The organism is Klebsiella sp. P1954 (assembly GCF_018199955.1).
Lineage (GTDB): Bacteria > Pseudomonadota > Gammaproteobacteria > Enterobacterales > Enterobacteriaceae > Klebsiella > Klebsiella pneumoniae.
The window spans coordinates 3,407,180-3,424,289 of sequence record NZ_CP073373.1 but is presented as its reverse complement, the minus strand read 5'-3'; the positions used below and the strand labels follow the sequence as shown (position 1 = coordinate 3,424,289).

The 17,110-nt window shown below is 58.0% G+C and carries 16 protein-coding genes; 9 read left to right on the top strand and 7 right to left on the bottom strand.

Translation table 11 applies throughout. The features are described 5' to 3' along the window. Positions 1–31: 31 nt before the first annotated feature. The 4 genes from KB890_RS16275 to KB890_RS16260 all read left to right on the top strand — a co-directional run bounded on the left by KB890_RS16275 (position 32) and on the right by KB890_RS16260 (position 4,283). On the top strand, positions 32–1,936 hold the full coding sequence (locus KB890_RS16275) for an ABC transporter ATP-binding protein (RefSeq protein WP_004174057.1): 1,905 nt from the start codon (positions 32–34) through the stop codon (positions 1,934–1,936). Positions 1,937–2,163: 227 nt separating this feature from the next. Continuing rightward, on the top strand, positions 2,164–3,162 hold the full coding sequence (locus KB890_RS16270) for a hydrolase (RefSeq protein ID WP_021468514.1): 999 nt from the start codon (positions 2,164–2,166) through the stop codon (positions 3,160–3,162). Beyond that, entirely contained in the window at positions 3,159–3,377 is a 219-nt protein-coding gene (locus KB890_RS16265; protein ID WP_004174055.1) for a YheU family protein, read from the top strand. Before KB890_RS16270 ends, KB890_RS16265 begins: the two co-directional genes overlap by 4 nt. Positions 3,378–3,413: 36 nt before the next feature. After that, positions 3,414–4,283, top strand: a complete 870-nt coding sequence (locus KB890_RS16260) for a phosphoribulokinase (protein ID WP_002920153.1) — start codon at positions 3,414–3,416, stop codon at positions 4,281–4,283. A gap of 54 nt (positions 4,284–4,337) precedes the next feature. Here the strand turns inward: KB890_RS16260 and KB890_RS16255 are convergent, their stop codons facing one another. Then, positions 4,338–4,742, bottom strand: coding sequence for an OsmC family protein (locus KB890_RS16255; RefSeq protein WP_002920158.1), 405 nt, complete (start codon positions 4,740–4,742; stop codon positions 4,338–4,340). A gap of 306 nt (positions 4,743–5,048) precedes the next feature. Between KB890_RS16255 and crp the strand changes: the two genes are divergently transcribed. Continuing rightward, positions 5,049–5,681, top strand: a complete 633-nt coding sequence (gene crp / locus KB890_RS16250) for a cAMP-activated global transcriptional regulator CRP (protein ID WP_000242758.1) — start codon at positions 5,049–5,051, stop codon at positions 5,679–5,681. A 51-nt stretch (positions 5,682–5,732) separates the two neighbouring features. Next, positions 5,733–7,811 carry a YccS/YhfK family putative transporter gene (locus KB890_RS16245; RefSeq protein ID WP_020323923.1) on the top strand — a complete coding sequence of 693 codons (2,079 nt, stop codon included), beginning with the start codon at positions 5,733–5,735 and terminating at the stop codon, positions 7,809–7,811. Here the strand turns inward: KB890_RS16245 and argD are convergent. The 5 genes from argD to ppiA all read right to left on the bottom strand — a co-directional run bounded on the left by argD (position 7,801) and on the right by ppiA (position 11,143). After that, the gene (gene argD / locus KB890_RS16240) at positions 7,801–9,021 is read right to left on the bottom strand and encodes a bifunctional acetylornithine/succinyldiaminopimelate transaminase (protein WP_002920226.1); all 1,221 of its coding nucleotides are present in this window, start codon (positions 9,019–9,021) and stop codon (positions 7,801–7,803) included. The genes KB890_RS16245 and argD overlap by 11 nt on opposite strands. A 90-nt stretch (positions 9,022–9,111) precedes the next feature. After that, positions 9,112–9,675, bottom strand: coding sequence for an aminodeoxychorismate synthase component 2 (pabA, locus tag KB890_RS16235; protein ID WP_002920229.1), 564 nt, complete (start codon positions 9,673–9,675; stop codon positions 9,112–9,114). Positions 9,676–9,707: 32 nt separating this feature from the next. Then, the gene (locus KB890_RS16230; RefSeq protein WP_004181446.1) at positions 9,708–10,310 is read right to left on the bottom strand and encodes a putative adenosine monophosphate-protein transferase Fic; all 603 of its coding nucleotides are present in this window, start codon (positions 10,308–10,310) and stop codon (positions 9,708–9,710) included. After that, positions 10,300–10,467: a YhfG family protein gene (locus tag KB890_RS16225; protein ID WP_002920231.1), complete on the bottom strand. Its 168-nt coding sequence runs from the start codon at positions 10,465–10,467 to the stop codon at positions 10,300–10,302. The genes KB890_RS16230 and KB890_RS16225 overlap by 11 nt, the downstream gene beginning before the upstream one ends. 106 nt (positions 10,468–10,573) lie before the next feature. Continuing rightward, positions 10,574–11,143, bottom strand: coding sequence for a peptidylprolyl isomerase A (ppiA, locus tag KB890_RS16220; RefSeq protein WP_002920238.1), 570 nt, complete (start codon positions 11,141–11,143; stop codon positions 10,574–10,576). Between the two features lie 276 nt (positions 11,144–11,419). On the opposite strand from ppiA, the gene tsgA reads away from it, so the two are divergent. Then, positions 11,420–12,607, top strand: coding sequence for an MFS transporter TsgA (gene tsgA / locus KB890_RS16215; RefSeq protein ID WP_002920240.1), 1,188 nt, complete (start codon positions 11,420–11,422; stop codon positions 12,605–12,607). Here the strand turns inward: tsgA and KB890_RS16210 are convergent. Next, complete coding sequence (locus tag KB890_RS16210; RefSeq protein ID WP_004174045.1) at positions 12,604–13,926, bottom strand: cytosine deaminase; 1,323 nt, start codon at positions 13,924–13,926, stop codon at positions 12,604–12,606. The genes tsgA and KB890_RS16210 overlap by 4 nt on opposite strands. Positions 13,927–14,164: 238 nt before the next feature. Between KB890_RS16210 and nirB the strand changes: the two genes are divergently transcribed. Together nirB and nirD are read left to right on the top strand one after the other, a co-directional pair. Next, positions 14,165–16,708, top strand: coding sequence for a nitrite reductase large subunit NirB (gene nirB / locus KB890_RS16205; protein ID WP_002920243.1), 2,544 nt, complete (start codon positions 14,165–14,167; stop codon positions 16,706–16,708). Then, positions 16,705–17,031: a nitrite reductase small subunit NirD gene (nirD, locus tag KB890_RS16200; protein WP_002920249.1), complete on the top strand. Its 327-nt coding sequence runs from the start codon at positions 16,705–16,707 to the stop codon at positions 17,029–17,031. Before nirB ends, nirD begins: the two co-directional genes overlap by 4 nt. Positions 17,032–17,110 lie beyond the last annotated feature (79 nt).

The window sequence follows — 17,110 nt, the reverse complement described above, 5'->3', positions numbered from 1 at the left end:
AAATTAACATAGTCTGAACATACGGCGCCTTATGATTGTTTTCTCCTCGTTACAAATTCGTCGCGGCGTACGCGTCCTGCTGGACAACGCCACCGCTACCATCAATCCTGGCCAAAAGGTCGGTCTGGTGGGGAAAAACGGCTGCGGGAAATCGACGCTGCTATCGCTTTTGAAAAACGAGATAAGCGCTGACGGCGGCAGTATGACCTATCCCGGCAACTGGCAGCTGGCCTGGGTGAATCAGGAAACCCCGGCGCTACCGCAGCCGGCAATCGATTATGTCATTGACGGCGATCGAGAATATCGCCAACTGGAGGCCGCGCTCCAGCAGGCTAACGAACGCAACGACGGTCATGCTATCGCCACCGTCCACGGTAAGCTGGACGCCATCGACGCCTGGACGATCCGTTCGCGCGCCGCCAGCCTGCTGCACGGTCTGGGTTTCAGCAATGAACAGCTTGAGCGGCCGGTCAGCGATTTTTCCGGCGGCTGGCGTATGCGCCTTAACCTCGCCCAGGCGCTGATCTGCCGCTCCGATCTGCTGCTGCTCGATGAACCGACTAACCACCTCGATCTCGATGCGGTGATCTGGCTGGAGAAGTGGCTGAAGGGCTATACGGGAACGCTGATCCTCATCTCCCACGATCGCGATTTTCTCGATCCTATCGTCGACAAAATTATCCATATCGAACAGCAGACAATGTTTGAGTACACCGGCAACTACAGTTCGTTTGAAGTGCAGCGCGCCACCCGCCTCGCTCAGCAGCAGGCGATGTACGAAAGCCAGCAGCAGCGCGTCGCGCACCTGCAAAGCTATATCGATCGCTTCCGTGCCAAAGCCACCAAGGCCAAGCAGGCGCAAAGCCGGATCAAAATGCTGGAGCGGATGGAGCTTATCGCTCCGGCGCACGTGGATAACCCGTTCCACTTCAGCTTCCGCCAGCCGGAGAGCTTGCCTAACCCGCTGCTGAAGATGGAGAAAGTCAGCGCCGGCTACGGCGAGCGTATTATTCTCGACTCCATCAAGCTTAACCTGGTGCCGGGCTCGCGTATCGGCCTGCTGGGCCGCAACGGCGCCGGGAAGTCGACGCTGATTAAGCTCCTGGCAGGCGAGCTCCAGCCCGTAAGCGGCGAGATCGGCCTCGCGAAAGGCATCAAGCTCGGCTACTTCGCCCAGCATCAGCTGGAATTCCTGCGCGCCGATGAGTCGCCGCTGCAGCACCTGGCGCGTCTGGCGCCGCAGGAGCTGGAGCAGAAGCTGCGTGATTATCTCGGCGGCTTTGGTTTCCAGGGCGATAAGGTGAGCGAAGAAACCCGCCGCTTCTCCGGTGGAGAAAAAGCGCGCCTGGTACTGGCCCTGATCGTCTGGCAGCGCCCTAACCTGCTGCTGCTCGATGAACCGACCAACCACCTTGACCTCGATATGCGTCAGGCCTTAACCGAAGCGCTGATCGACTTTGAAGGGGCGCTGGTGGTCGTATCGCACGATCGGCACCTGATCCGTTCCACCACTGACGATCTGTACCTCGTCCACGATGGTAAAGTCGAGCCGTTCGACGGCGATCTGGAAGATTATCAGCAGTGGCTCAGCGACTCGCAAAAACAGGAGTCCCAGAGCGGCGAGGCGCCAAAAGAGAGCGGCAATAGCGCCCAGGCGCGCAAAGACCAGAAGCGTCGGGAAGCGGAGCTGCGCAGCCAGACCCAACCGCTGCGCAAAGAGATCGCCCGTCTGGAAAAAGAGATGGACAAGCTCAACGCGCAGTTGGCCAGTGCGGAAGAAAAACTTGGCGACAGTGAGCTTTATGACGCCTCACGTAAAGCCGAGCTGACCGAATGCCTGCAGCAGCAGGCCAGCGCGAAGTCCGGGCTGGAGGAGTGCGAGATGGCCTGGCTGGAGGCCCAGGAGCAGCTGGAGCGCATGCTTCAGGAAGGCTAAACTCTTCCTCTTCATCCTGCCTGCGCGTACGCTGCCGCTGGCAGGGTGGGTTTCTGCCCTCTTCATGGCCTGGCCATCAGCGACATCAATGATTTGTTTTTGCTGTAAGCTGGCGTCACTGGCCGCAAGACCACATATTGGCTAACCCCCTGCATGCCCTGCGCGGTATAGTCATCATCACGTTTATTAATTGTTCTGGTGCTATGGTTGAAATCATCCCCACAGACATGACGCCCCCCGAAAACGATTCGCGTGAGTTCCATCCGATGCGCGGCGTGGGCAATCGTCATCTGCAAACCATGCTGCCGCGGCTGATTCGCCGTAAATTGCGCTTTACCCCGCACTGGCAGCGCCTTGAGCTGCCGGACGGCGATTTTGTCGATCTGGCCTGGAGCGAAGACCCGCACCAGGCGCGCCATAAGCCGCGCCTCGTCGTTTTTCACGGCCTGGAAGGCAGTCTGCACAGCCCGTACGCCCATGGTCTGATCCACGCGGCGATGCAGCGCGGCTGGCTGGGCGTGGTGATGCATTTCCGCGGCTGCAGCGGCGAACCTAACCGCAATCACCGCATCTATCACTCCGGCGAAACGGAAGATGGCACCTGGTTTTTGCACTGGCTGAAGCGCGAGTTTGGTCCCGCGCCGACCGCGGCCGTCGGCTATTCGCTGGGCGGCAATATGCTGGGCTGCCTGCTGGCAGAAGAAGGCGACCGCTGCCCGCTGGATGCGGCGGTGATCGTCTCCGCGCCTTTCATGCTCGAAGCCTGCAGCTATCATATGGATAAGGGCTTCTCGCGGGTTTATCAGCGCTATCTGCTCAATCTGTTAAAAGCCAACGCTTCACGCAAGCTGAAAGCGTACCCGGGCTCGCTGCCCGTCGATTTACGCCAGCTCAAAGGGATGCGCCGCATCCGGGAATTTGACGATATGATCACCGCCAAAATCCATGGCTTTGCCGATGCGCTGGATTATTACCGGCAATGCAGCGCCATGCCGCGGCTCAGCGATATCACTAAGCCGACGCTCATCATTCACGCGAAAGACGATCCGTTTATGGATCACCACTCTATTCCGCCGCAGGAGCAACTGCCCGCGAACGTAGAGTATCAATTGACCGAGCAAGGCGGCCACGTTGGTTTTGTCAGCGGCACTCTGCGTAAACCGGAGATGTGGCTGGAAAGACGCATTCCCGACTGGTTAAACCGCTGGCTGGAGGTTCCCGCATGATTATTCCCTGGCAGGATCTGGATCCCGAAACGCTGGATAACCTGATTGAAAGCTTTGTGTTACGTGAAGGCACCGATTATGGTGAATATGAACGTTCACTTGCCGATAAAGTCGCCGATGTAAAACAGCAGCTGAAACGCGGAGAGGCGGTCCTTGTGTGGTCGGAACTGCATGAGACGGTCAATATTATGCCGCGCGCGCTGTTTAACGGCTAAGGCGACGCCACTACATCGTTTAACCAGGGAGTTGTTATGTCTGCCAAACATCCGGTGATCGCCGTCACGGGCTCCAGCGGCGCGGGCACTACCACCACCAGCCTTGCCTTTCGCAAAATCTTCGCGCAGCTAAACCTGCACGCCGCGGAGGTGGAAGGCGATAGCTTTCATCGCTACACCCGCCCGGAAATGGACATGGCGATCCGTAAGGCGCGGGATCAGGGCAAACATATCAGCTACTTTGGCCCGGAGGCGAACGACTTCGGCCTGCTGGAGCAGACCTTTGTCGACTATGGTCGCCACGGTAAAGGTCAGTCGCGGAAATACCTCCACACCTATGACGAAGCCGTGCCGTGGAATCAGGTGCCGGGGACCTTTACCCCCTGGCAGCCGCTGCCGGAGCCGACAGACGTGCTGTTCTATGAGGGGCTGCACGGCGGGGTTGTCACGCCGCAGCATGATGTCGCCAGCCATGTCGACCTGCTGGTCGGGGTGGTGCCTATCGTTAACCTCGAGTGGATCCAAAAGCTTATTCGCGACACCAGCGAACGCGGCCACTCCCGGGAGGCGGTGATGGACTCGGTCGTCCGCTCGATGGAAGATTACATCAACTTCATTACCCCGCAATTTTCCCGCACCCATATCAACTTTCAGCGCGTGCCGACGGTGGACACCTCCAACCCGTTTGCCGCCAAAGCGATCCCCTCGCTGGACGAGAGCTTTGTGGTGATCCATTTCCGCAATCTGCAGAATATCGATTTCCCCTGGCTGTTGGCGATGCTGCAGGGCTCGTTTATCTCGCACATGAACACCCTGGTGGTGCCGGGCGGTAAAATGGGGCTGGCGATGGAGCTTATCATGACGCCGCTGGTCGAGCGCCTGATGGAAGGCCGTAAGATAGGCTAACCAAAAAACCCCGGCCTGGCCGGGGTTGAGATTCGATACAACGGCAGGCGAAGACTACGCCTCGATCACTTCATAGGAGTGAGTGATGTTCACCGCTTTTTCCAGCATCAGCGCCACCGAGCAGTATTTCTCTGCCGACAGGTCCACCGCCCGGGAGACCGCGGCATCTTTCAGCGCCTTGCCGGTGACGATAAAATGCAGATTAATATGCGTGAACAGACGCGGAGCCTCTTCGCGACGCTCGGAGGTCAGCTTCACTTCGCAATTGGTCACGTCGTGACGACCTTTTTGCAGAATGGAGACCACATCGATCGCACTGCAACCGCCCGCCGCCATCAGCACCATCTCCATCGGGCTGGGAGCCTTATCCCCGGAGTTGCCATCCATCAGAATCTGGTGTCCCGATGCGGACTCCCCGATAAAGGTTAACCCTTCTACCCATTTCACACGCGCTTGCATAAAATTTAACTCCAGTATCGCAATATTCCTGTCAGATTACGCGCACATAACAATTCTCGCAACGGAAGGCGACCTGCGTCATGCTGAAGCGAGACACCAGGAGACATGCGGCGAAAGCTATGCTAAAACAGTCTGGATGCTACAGTAATACATTGATGTACTGCATGTATGCAGAGGAGTTCACATTACGGGCTGTCGAAAAATCATCAGCCAGCTTCCCAGGTATAGGGAAACAATACGATTGCATGCCCGGACGCCGTGTAGTGTCGGCGCCCGGAGATAGCTTATAACAGAGGATAACCGCGCATGGTGCTTGGCAAACCGCAAACAGACCCTACCCTTGAATGGTTCTTGTCTCATTGCCACATTCATAAGTACCCATCAAAGAGCACGCTGATCCACCAGGGTGAAAAAGCAGAAACGCTGTACTACATCGTTAAAGGCTCCGTGGCTGTACTCATCAAGGATGAAGAAGGTAAAGAGATGATCCTCTCCTACCTCAACCAGGGCGATTTCATCGGTGAATTAGGCCTGTTTGAAGAGGGTCAGGAGCGTAGCGCCTGGGTACGGGCGAAAACCGCATGTGAAGTGGCCGAAATCTCTTATAAGAAATTCCGTCAGCTGATCCAGGTGAACCCGGACATTCTGATGCGTCTCTCTTCGCAAATGGCTCGCCGTCTGCAGGTCACGTCTGAGAAAGTGGGCAACCTCGCCTTCCTCGACGTGACGGGCCGTATCGCCCAGACGCTGCTGAACCTGGCGAAGCAACCGGATGCCATGACCCACCCGGACGGTATGCAAATTAAAATTACCCGCCAGGAAATTGGTCAGATCGTCGGCTGCTCTCGTGAAACCGTTGGTCGTATTTTGAAAATGCTGGAAGATCAGAACCTGATTTCCGCGCACGGTAAAACCATCGTCGTCTACGGCACCCGTTAAGTTGCTAAGCGGCGTATTGCTCCCGCAGTACGCCGTTTTTGTTTTTCCCTCATGTGGCGCAGGCTGATTTACCACCCGGAAGTCAACTATGCACTGCGGCAAACGCTGGTGCTGTGTCTGCCCGTGGCCATCGGTCTTCTGCTCGGCCATCTCCAGCAGGGGCTGTTATTTTCCTTAGTCCCCGCCTGCTGCAACATTGCCGGTCTTGATACCCCGCATAAGCGCTTTTTCAAACGCCTGATTATCGGCGGCTGCCTGTTTGCCGGATGCAGTCTGGTGGTGCAGTTGCTGCTTGCCCAGGCGATACCCCTGCCGTTTATTCTAAGCGGCCTGGCGCTCTTGCTCGGCGTTACCGCGGAGATCAGTTCGCTGCACGCGCGGCTGCTGCCCGCGTCGCTGATCGCCGCCATCTTTACCCTGAGCCTGGCGGGCAATATGCCCATCTGGGAGCCGCTGCTGATCTACGCCTTCGGCACGCTGTGGTACGGCGTGTTTAACTGGTTCTGGTTCTGGCTGTGGCGCGAACAGCCGCTACGGGAGTCGCTTAGCCTGCTTTACCGGGAGCTGGCGGACTACTGTGAAGCCAAATACAGCCTGCTGACCCAGCATACCGATCCCTCGACCGCCCTGCCGCCGCTGCTCACCCGCCAGCAGAAAGTGGTCGATCTGATTACCCAGTGCTATCAGCAGATGCATATGCTGGCCGCTAACCAACGCAACGATCATAAGCGCCTGCTGCGGGCGTTTCAGATGGGGCTGGATCTGCAGGAGCATATTTCGGTCAGCCTGCATCAGCCGGAAGAGGTGCAAAAGCTGGTGGAACGCAGCCATGCCGAAGCGGTGATCCGCTGGAACGCGCAGACCGTCGCCGCCCGCCTGCGCGTGCTGGCGGATGACATGCTCTATCATCGCTTTCCAAAGCGCTTTCAGATGGATAAACAGATCGAGGCTCTGGAAAAGATCGCCAGACAACATCCGGATAACCCGGTCGGCCACTTCTGCGCCTGGCACTTCAGCCGCATCGCCCGGGTGCTGCATACCCAGCGCCCGCTGTATGCCCGGGACCTGATGGCCGATAAAGAGCGTCGTTTACCGCTATTGCCCGCGCTAAAGAACTACCTGTCGCTAAAATCGCCCGCGCTGCGCAATGCCGCCCGCATCAGCGTGATGCTGAGCGTCGCCAGCCTGATGGGCAACGCCCTGCACTTGCCTAAGCCCTACTGGATCCTGATGACGGTGCTTTTCGTCACCCAGAACGGCTATGGCGCCACCCGGGTGCGTATTGTTCACCGGGCGGCGGGGACACTCGCCGGCCTGACGATCGCCGGGCTGACCTTGCATTTTCACGTTCCGGAGAGCTACACCCTGAGCGGGATGCTGCTGATTACCCTGCTCAGCTATCTGATCATTCGCAAACACTATGGCTGGGCGATGGTTGGGTTTACGGTGACGGCGGTATATACCCTGCAGCTGCTGACGCTTAACGGGGAACAGTTTATTATCGCCCGGCTGATCGACACCCTTATCGGCTGCCTGATTGCCTTCGGCGGGATGGTCTGGCTGTGGCCGCAGTGGCAGAGCGGCCTGCTTAAAAAAAACGCCCACGATGCGCTGGAGGCCGACCAGCAGGCAATTCGCCTGATCCTCAGCGCCGATCCAAAAGCCCCCGCGCTGGCCTATCAACGCATGCGCGTCAACCAGGCGCACAACGCGCTCTACAACTCCCTGAATCAGGCGATGCAGGAACCCGGGTTTAATACCCACTATCTGGAAGATATGAAGCTGTGGGTGACGCACAGCCAGTTTATCGTCGAACACATCAACGCTATGACCACCCTGGCCCGGGAGCATACGATGCTGACCCCGGATCTTGCCCAGCGCTATCTCGAATCCTGTGAGATTGCGCTGCAGCGCTGCCAGCAGCGGCTGGACAGCGATGGTCCCGGCAGCGCAGGGGATGCCAATATTATGGAGTCGCCGGAAAGCGAGGCGCCGATCGGTCCGTTAAGCACCCTGGAGCAGCATCTGCAACGCATTCTGGGCCATCTGAACACCATGCACACCATTTCATCAGTGGCATGGCGTCAGCGGCCGCACCATGGCATCTGGCTGCGGAAGATCAGCCGTTAATCACCTTTGCCACGGCCTGAGCAAAGCGCGCCATCCCCTCGGCAATATCCTGCTCGTCGATGATCAGCGAGGGAACAAAACGCATCACGTCCGGCCCGGCGTTGAGCACCATGACGCCGGCGTCGGCCGCGGCATAGAGGAAATCACGCGCACGGCCTTTGTGCTGCGGCTTGAGTTCCGCGCCGATCAGCAGGCCCATCCCGCGTATATCACTGAACAGATCAAACTCGGCATCCAGCCGCTGCAGGTGTTTGACGAACAGTTCGCGCTTCGCGCTCACGCCATCCAGCACCGCCGGGGTATTGATCAGATCGAAGGCGGCGTTGGCGACCGCGCAGGCCAGCGGGTTGCCGCCGTAGGTTGAGCCATGGGAGCCCGCATGGAAGGCGCTGGCGATCTCGTGGGTGGTCAGCATGGCGCTGACCGGGAAGCCGCCGCCCAGCGCTTTGGCGCTGGTCAGAATATCCGGGGTCACGCCGTAGTGCATATAGGCGAACAGCGAGCCGGTACGCCCCATACCGCACTGTACTTCATCAAAGACGAGCAGCGCCTGGTGCTGATCGCACAGCTCGCGCAGTCCCTGCAGAAAAGCCGGCGTGGCCGCCGTCACGCCGCCTTCGCCCTGAATCGGCTCCACCACCACCGCGCAGGTGTGGTCATCCATCACCGCTTTTACCGCCTGCAGATCGTTGAAGGGAACATGGACAATATCCGCCGGTTTTGGGCCGAAACCATCGGAATACTTCGGCTGACCGCCGACGGAAACGGTAAACAGGGAGCGGCCATGAAAGGCATTATGGAAGGCGATGATTTTGGTTTTATACGGGCTATGGCGGGTCACCGCATAGTGACGCGCCAGCTTAAAGGCCGTTTCATTGGCTTCGGTGCCGGAGTTCATAAACACCACGCGCTCGGCGAAGGTAGCCTCGACAAGTTTACGTCCCAGACGCAGCGCCGGCTCATTGGTAAAGACGTTGCTGGTGTGCCACAGCGTTTCGCCCTGCTGATGCAGCGCCGCCACCAGCGCCGGATGGCAATGGCCAAGCGCCGTCACCGCGATACCGCCGGCGAAATCGATATACTCTTTCCCCTGCTGATCCCAGACGCGGCTGCCTTTCCCCTTCACCGGGATGAATTCTGCCGGTGCATAAATTGGCAAAATAACTTCATCGAATGTGGCGCGGGTGATTGCCGGTTGTTCAGTTGCCATGTCTTGCCCATCCCTCTTCGTTACGCAGATGCGATTATGATAATATAATCACAAAATATGCATAAAAAATCAGTCAATAGCAACTGAAAATCACCGTTTCAAAAAGTTGGCCAGCAATTGATGGCCCTGCTCGCTGAGGATGCTTTCCGGATGAAACTGCACGCCCTCGAGATCCCATTCGCGGTGACGGATCCCCATAATCTCACCGCTGGCGCTGCGGGCAGTGACGTTAAACTCGGACGGGAGCGTCGGCGGGTCAATCACCAGCGAGTGATAGCGGGTCACCGTCAGGGGATTATTCAGCCCCTGAAACACCCCTTCGCCGTTATGCTCGATAAGCGAGGTTTTGCCATGCATCACCTGGGCCGCCCGCACGATAGTCGCGCCAAACGCCTGGGCGATCGCCTGGTGCCCGAGACAGACGCCCAGCAGCGGCGTTTTTCCGGCATAGTGGCGGATAACCGCGAGGGAAATCCCCGCCTCATCCGGCGTGCAGGGGCCTGGCGAGATCACGATTTTCTCCGGCGCCAGCGCCGCTATCTCCTCCAGCGTCAACGCATCGTTGCGCCTGACCAGTACTTCCGCCCCCAGTTCGCAGAAGTACTGATACAGATTCCAGGTGAAAGAGTCATAGTTATCGATAAGCAGGATCATAGCGGCTCCGGAACAATCAAAACCGGGCTATTCTACTCAGATTCCCGCGCTTCGCTTACCACTTTGCGAAAGATCGCCACCAGCGGGGCCAGATCGCCCATCGCGCTCTGCTGGCAGGCCGCACTCCAGCCGGCGGGGTCAACGTCACGCCAGTTAAGAAGGTAGCCGGCATGTATCGCCAGCTGTTCAAAGAAAATGCGCTGGGTCAGGCCATTGCCAAGACGAAAAGGGTGCAGCACATTAATTTCACCATAGAACCAGCTCAGGCGTTCGATGAAGGTATCGCGCGGCAGGCCATTGAGATAATCCTCCTGCTCAAGGGCCTGCATCAGGGCATTCCCCTCCTCCTCGATCCGGGCAAAGTGGCAGAACGGCGTATCGCCCAGGTAGAGGTTCACTTCACGCAAGCGGCCCGCCCAGTCAAACAGATCCTGATACAACTGATGATGAATAGCGCACAAATAGGGTAAGCCGCGCACCCGCGGGCCCAGCGGCAGAGTGGCCGCCCGCAGCGCTGTCATCTCAAAGGCGGCCTGCTGCAGATTTTTAGCCTGGCGGATGCCGAGACGGTTGCGCAGCACGTTCAGCGCCGGATAAAGGTAAGGATCGCGTTCATCGCCGAATTTATCGCTCATACTCCCTCCGCAACGTCGCCAGACGCGCCAACGCCTCTTCGGCAGTCAGCGTAACCAGCGGCACCGTCACGCCTTCAAGGCGACGGCTGGCCTGAAAATTGGTATTGCGTGTCTGTTCCCAGAGTCGGGATTTTTGCTTATCGGTGAGTGGACGCATCGTCGCCCCCCTTATCGTCCCCTGTGTGCCACAAGTATAAGCAGCAATTTCAGGTTATGCCGGGAGGCGACCGGGCGCGGCGATAGACCACCGCGCCGCGGGAGGATTAGGGCAGCACTTTCGCAGAGAGGATAACGACCGGTTTGGTCGGCACATTCTGGTACGGACCAACGTTATGGGTCTGGACCTGGGAGATCTTATCCGCAACATCCATCCCCTTCACCACTTTGCCGAATACCGCATAGCCAAAGTCGCGCTGGCCATGGTCGAGGAAGGCGTTATCCGCCACGTTGATGAAGAACTGACTGGTGGCGCTATCCTGATCGGCGGTACGCGCCATCGCGATGGTACCGCGGGTGTTGCGCAGGCCGTTGTCTGCTTCATTCTTGATCGGCGGGTTAGGCTGCTTCTGCTGCATCTGTTCGTTAAAGCCGCCGCCCTGCACCATGAATCCCGGGATCACGCGGTGAAAGGTGGTGTTGTTGTAGAAGCCGCTGTTGACGTACTTCAGGAAGTTATCCACGGAAATCGGGGCTTTCTGGCTGTTTAACTCAAGCTCAATGTTACCTGCCGAAGTGGTCAGCAGCACATGCGGATCGCCCTTTGCCGCCATGGCCGGGGAGAACGCTGAAATAGCGAAAACGGCAGCCATCGCCGCCAGTGTTGATTTGAGCATGGAAATTCCTTAACGGAGCAGAATAAAAGCGAGTGCCTTGATTCTAAAGAGCCTTTGCATCCTGGGCCAGCCTTTTACCAAATTTTACTTAGCTGTAATAATTGTAACCGCGCAAACGATCTCCTTTGCAGCGAACAAGCGTGATGCAGATCACATTAAAACATGCAAAAGATAACCCATTTCACAATAAACATTTAATTACATCACCTGAACGAATAAAATCTGTCCGCCCGGCGCAGCGTCAACGCGCTTTACCTTTCTATTCACAGGCCAGTCATGACTAACAGCAACCGTATTAAGCTCACATGGATCAGCTTCTTCTCCTACGCCCTGACCGGCGCGTTGGTGATCGTCACCGGGATGGTGATGGGTAACATTGCGGATTATTTCCATCTGCCCGTTTCCAGTATGAGCAACACCTTTACCTTTCTGAACGCCGGTATTCTTATCTCCATCTTCCTCAATGCCTGGCTGATGGAAATCGTGCCGCTGAAAACTCAGCTGCGCTTTGGCTTTATTTTGATGGTGCTGGCGGTGGCCGGCCTGATGCTCAGCCACAGCCTGGCGCTGTTCTCCGCGTCAATGTTCGTTCTTGGCCTGGTGAGCGGGATCACCATGTCGATCGGGACCTTCCTGATCACCCATATGTATGAAGGCCGTCAGCGCGGGGCGCGTCTGCTGTTTACCGACTCCTTCTTTAGCATGGCGGGCATGATTTTCCCGATGGTCGCCGCCGTCCTGCTGGCGCGCAGCATCGAGTGGTACTGGGTCTACGCCTGTATTGGTCTGGTGTATGTCGCTATTTTCGTCCTGACTTTCGGCTGTGATTTCCCGGTGCTGGGCAAAAAAGCCCAGAGTGAAAACAGCCAGCCGGTGGTGAAAGAGAAGTGGGGCATTGGCGTACTGTTCCTCTCCGTTGCGGCGCTGTGCTACATCCTCGGTCAGCTGGGCTTTATCTCCTGGGTACCGGAATATGCGAAGAGCCTGGGCATGAGCCTCGGCGACGCCGGTAAACTGGTGAGCGATTTCTGGATGTCCTACATGATCGGCATGTGGTCATTCAGCTTCATCCTGCGCTTCTTCGACCTGCAGCGTATCTTAACCGTCCTCGCCGGGCTCGCGACGGTGCTGATGTACCTGTTTATCAATGGTTCGCCGGAGCATATGCCGTGGTTTATTCTGACCCTGGGCTTCTTCTCCAGCGCCATTTACACCTCGATCATTACGCTCGGTTCGCAGCAGACGCGGGTCGCTTCGCCGAAGCTGGTGAACTTTATCCTCACCTGCGGCACCATCGGCACCATGCTCACTTTCGTGGTCACCGGCCCGATTGTGGCGGCCAGCGGTCCCCTGGCCGCGCTGCACACCGCTAACGGCCTCTATGCCGTGGTATTCGTAATGTGCTTTATCCTCGGCTTCGTCTCCCGTCATCGCCAGAACAACGCTCAGGCGGCGTCTCACTAAGCCTTCGGCCCCTTTGCATCCGCAAGGGGGCTGTTCCTCATAAAAGAAAGCTCCTCGCCACCGCGGTCAGTTTGGATCCAGCTTTGCGCCGGCTGGGTGGTCGCGATCACCCTTCCCTGGCGAATTGACCAGCGCACCGGCACCTGGCAGCGGACGGCCTCAAAGCCATTCTCCGCCGGGAGAATGATCAGGTTAGCCGGGTTGCCGCTGACAATGCCGTAATCCTCGAGGCCAAACGTGCGGGCGCTGTTGTCAGTGATAAGCTGCAAGCCGTCGTTGATCTGCTGGTAGCCCATCAGCTGGCAAACATGGAGCCCCATATGCAGGACCTGCAGCATATTGCCGGTCCCCAGCGGGTACCACGGGTCAAAGACGTCATCATGACCAAAGCAAACGTTGATCCCCGCCGCCAACAGCTCCTTCACCCGGGTAATGCCCCGTCGCTTCGGGTAGTCGTCAAACCGGCCCTGCAGATGAATATTCACCAGCGGATTGGCGACAAAGTTGATGCCGGAGAGCTTAAGCAAGCGGAACAGACGCGAGGTATAAGCGCCATTATAGGAGTGCATAGCGGTGGTATGGCTGGCCGTTACCCGCGGCCCTATCCCCGCTTTCAGCGCCAGCGCGGCAACGGTTTCAACAAAGCGCGACTGCTCATCGTCAATTTCATCGCAGTGAATATCCAGTGGGCGGTCATATTGCTGCGCCAGACGGAAGGCGATATGCAGCGATTCCACACCATATTCACGGGTGAACTCAAAATGCGGGATCGCCCCGACGACGTCCGCCCCCAGCTTGAGGGCCTCCTCCAGCAGCGCCTCGCCGTTGGGGTAAGAGAGGATCCCCTCCTGTGGAAAAGCGACAATCTGTAACTCGACCCATGGCGCCACCTCCTGTTTGACCTCCAGCATCGCCTTCAGCGCCGTTAACGTGGGATCGGAAACATCGACATGAGTGCGGACAAACTGCACGCCATTGGCGATCTGCCACTTCAGGGTTTTCCACGCCCGGGCTTTGACGTCCTCATGGCTGAGCAGCGCTTTCCGCTCCGCCCAGCGCTCAATCCCCTCGAACAGAGTACCGGACTGATTCCAGTTCGGCTCGCCGGCCGTCTGGGTGGTATCCAGATGGATATGCGGCTCGATAAAAGGCGGGATCGCTAGCCCGCCGCGAGCGTTCAATACCTCATAGCTTTCATCGTGCGCCTCCCCCATCGGCGTGATCGCGCCAAAGCGGCCCTTATCAATGGCTATTTGCCACAGGCCGTCGCGGTCTGCCAGGCGTACGTTCTGAATCAACCAAAGCGGCGCTGCTGTCATATCACCCTCTCTATTCAATACGGCTTGTTTTCTGTCTAACCCCAATCGCGGCTTACCCAATTCTTGTACACAAAATCAGCAAAAAGGAAAAGTCAGCGTTTTCCATGACTTATAAAAATACTGACAAATCAAACGCATACCCATTAAGTGGTAGGTGAAGTTGTCATTGATTTGCATCAATAAGCCTGATGGCTGAATCGTTAAGGTAGGCGGTAATAGAAAAGAAATCGAGGCAAAAATGAGCAAAGTCAGAATCGCTATTATCGGTAACGGCATGGTTGGCCATCGCTTTATCGAAGAGCTTCTCGATAAGGCGCCTGCCGGACAGTTCGACATTACCGTGTTCTGTGAAGAACCGCGTATCGCCTACGACCGCGTCCACCTGTCGTCTTATTTCTCCCATCACACTGCGGAAGAACTGTCGCTGGTACGCGAAGGTTTCTATGAGAAACACGGCGTCAAGGTGCTGGTCGGCGAACGGGCGATCACCATCAACCGCCAGGAGAAAGTGATCCACTCCAGCGCCGGGCGTACCGTGTTCTACGACAAGCTGATTATGGCGACCGGCTCATACCCGTGGATCCCGCCGATTAAAGGCGCGGAAACCCAGGATTGCTTCGTCTATCGCACTATTGAAGATCTTAACGCCATCGAATCCTGCGCCCGCCGCAGCAAACGCGGCGCGGTAGTCGGCGGCGGCCTGCTCGGCCTGGAAGCGGCCGGCGCGTTGAAAAACCTCGGCGTGGAAACCCATGTTATCGAATTCGCGCCGATGCTGATGGCCGAACAGCTCGACCAGATGGGCGGCGAGCAGTTGCGGCGCAAAATCGAAAGCATGGGCGTGAAAGTTCACACCAGCAAAAACACCAAAGAGATTGTTCAGCAGGGCACCGAGGCGCGCAAAACCATGCACTTCGCCGACGGTAGCGAGCTGCAGGTCGATTTCATCGTCTTCTCAACCGGGATCCGCCCGCGCGATAAGCTGGCCACCCAGTGCGGGCTGGCGGTCGCCCAGCGCGGCGGCATCATGGTCAACGATAGCTGCCAGACCTCCGATCCGGATATCTATGCCATCGGGGAATGCGCCAGCTGGAACAACCGCGTCTACGGTCTGGTCGCCCCCGGCTATAAAATGGCCCAGGTGGCCGTCGACCATCTCCTCGGCAGTGAAAATAGCTTCACCGGCGCCGACCTCAGCGCCAAGCTGAAGCTGTTGGGTGTGGACGTGGGCGGGATCGGCGATGCCCACGGCCGCACGCCGGGCGCCCGTAGCTACGTCTATCTCGACGAAAGCAAAGAAGTTTATAAGCGCCTGATCGTCAGCGCCGACAACAAAACGCTGCTCGGCGCGGTGCTGGTCGGCGATACCAGCGACTACGGCAATCTGCTGCAGCTGGTGCTCAACGCCATCGAGCTGCCGGAAAACCCGGATTCGCTGATCCTCCCGGCCCACGCCGGCAGCGGCAAGCCGTCCATCGGCGTGGATAAACTGCCGGACAGCGCGCAGATCTGTTCCTGCTTCGACGTCAGCAAAGGCGACCTGATCGCCGCTATCAATAAAGGCTGCCACACCGTGGCGGCGCTGAAAGCGGAAACCAAAGCCGGGACCGGCTGCGGGGGCTGTATTCCGCTGGTCACTCAGGTGCTCAACGCCGAGCTGGCGAAACAGGGCATCGAGGTCAACAACAATCTGTGCGAACACTTCGCCTACTCTCGCCAGGAACTGTTCCACCTGATCCGCGTGGAAGGCATCAAAACCTTCGACGAGCTGCTGGAAAAACACGGTCAGGGCTACGGCTGTGAAGTCTGTAAGCCGACCGTCGGTTCCCTGCTGGCCTCCTGCTGGAATGAGTACATCCTCAAGCCGCAGCACACGCCGCTGCAGGACAGCAACGACAACTTCCTCGCCAACATTCAGAAAGATGGTACCTATTCGGTGATCCCGCGCTCAGCTGGCGGCGAAATCACGCCGGAAGGGCTGGTCGCCGTGGGCCGCATCGCGCGTGAATTCAATCTGTACACCAAAATCACCGGCTCTCAGCGCATCGGCCTGTTTGGCGCGCAGAAAGACGACCTGCCGGAGATCTGGCGGCAGCTAATTGAAGCGGGATTCGAAACCGGCCACGCCTACGCCAAAGCGTTGCGAATGGCGAAAACCTGCGTCGGCAGCACCTGGTGCCGCTACGGCGTTGGCGACAGCGTCGGCTTCGGCGTGGAACTGGAAAACCGCTACAAAGGCATCCGCACCCCGCACAAAATGAAGTTCGGCGTCTCCGGCTGCACCCGCGAATGTGCCGAGGCTCAGGGCAAAGACGTCGGGATCATCGCCACCGAGAAAGGCTGGAACCTGTACGTGTGCGGTAACGGCGGGATGAAACCACGCCACGCCGATCTACTGGCCGCGGACCTCGATCGCGATACGCTGATCAAATATCTCGACCGCTTTATGATGTTCTACATCCGCACCGCCGATAAGCTGACCCGCACTGCCCCGTGGCTGGACAATATGGAAGGCGGTATCGACTATCTGCGCAGCGTCATCATCGATGACAAGCTCGGTCTGAACGACCATCTGGAAGAAGAACTGGCTCGCCTGCGCGCCGCCTTCGCCTGCGAGTGGACCGAGACCGTCAACAACCCGGCGGCGCAGACCCGCTTCAAACACTTTATCAACAGCGACCAGCGCGACCCGAACGTTCAGGTGGTGCCGGAACGTGACCAGCACCGCCCGGCCACGCCGTATGAGCGTATCCCGGTTACTCTGGTGGAGGAAAAAGCATGAGCCAGTGGGTAAATATCTGCAGCATCGACGACATCCTGCCGGCCACCGGCGTCTGCGCCCTGCTCGGTCAGCAGCAGGTGGCGATCTTCCGTCCCTACCATGACGACAGAGTATTCGCCATCAGCAACATTGATCCGTTCTTCAACGCCAGCGTACTGTCTCGCGGGATTATCGCCGAGCATGACGGCGCGCTATGGGTCGCCAGCCCGCTGAAAAAACAGCGCTTCCGTCTAAGCGACGGCCTGTGCATGGAAGATGCCAGCCACTCTATCGCCCGCTTCGACGCTCGCGTGAAAGACGGACACGTTCAGCTTAAAGCGTAAGTCCTTCTCCCTCCCCCCGGCCACGGGGGGAGATATAAGTAACAGTTCTGACCGACAGCGCATGAGTGCGGGATATGTC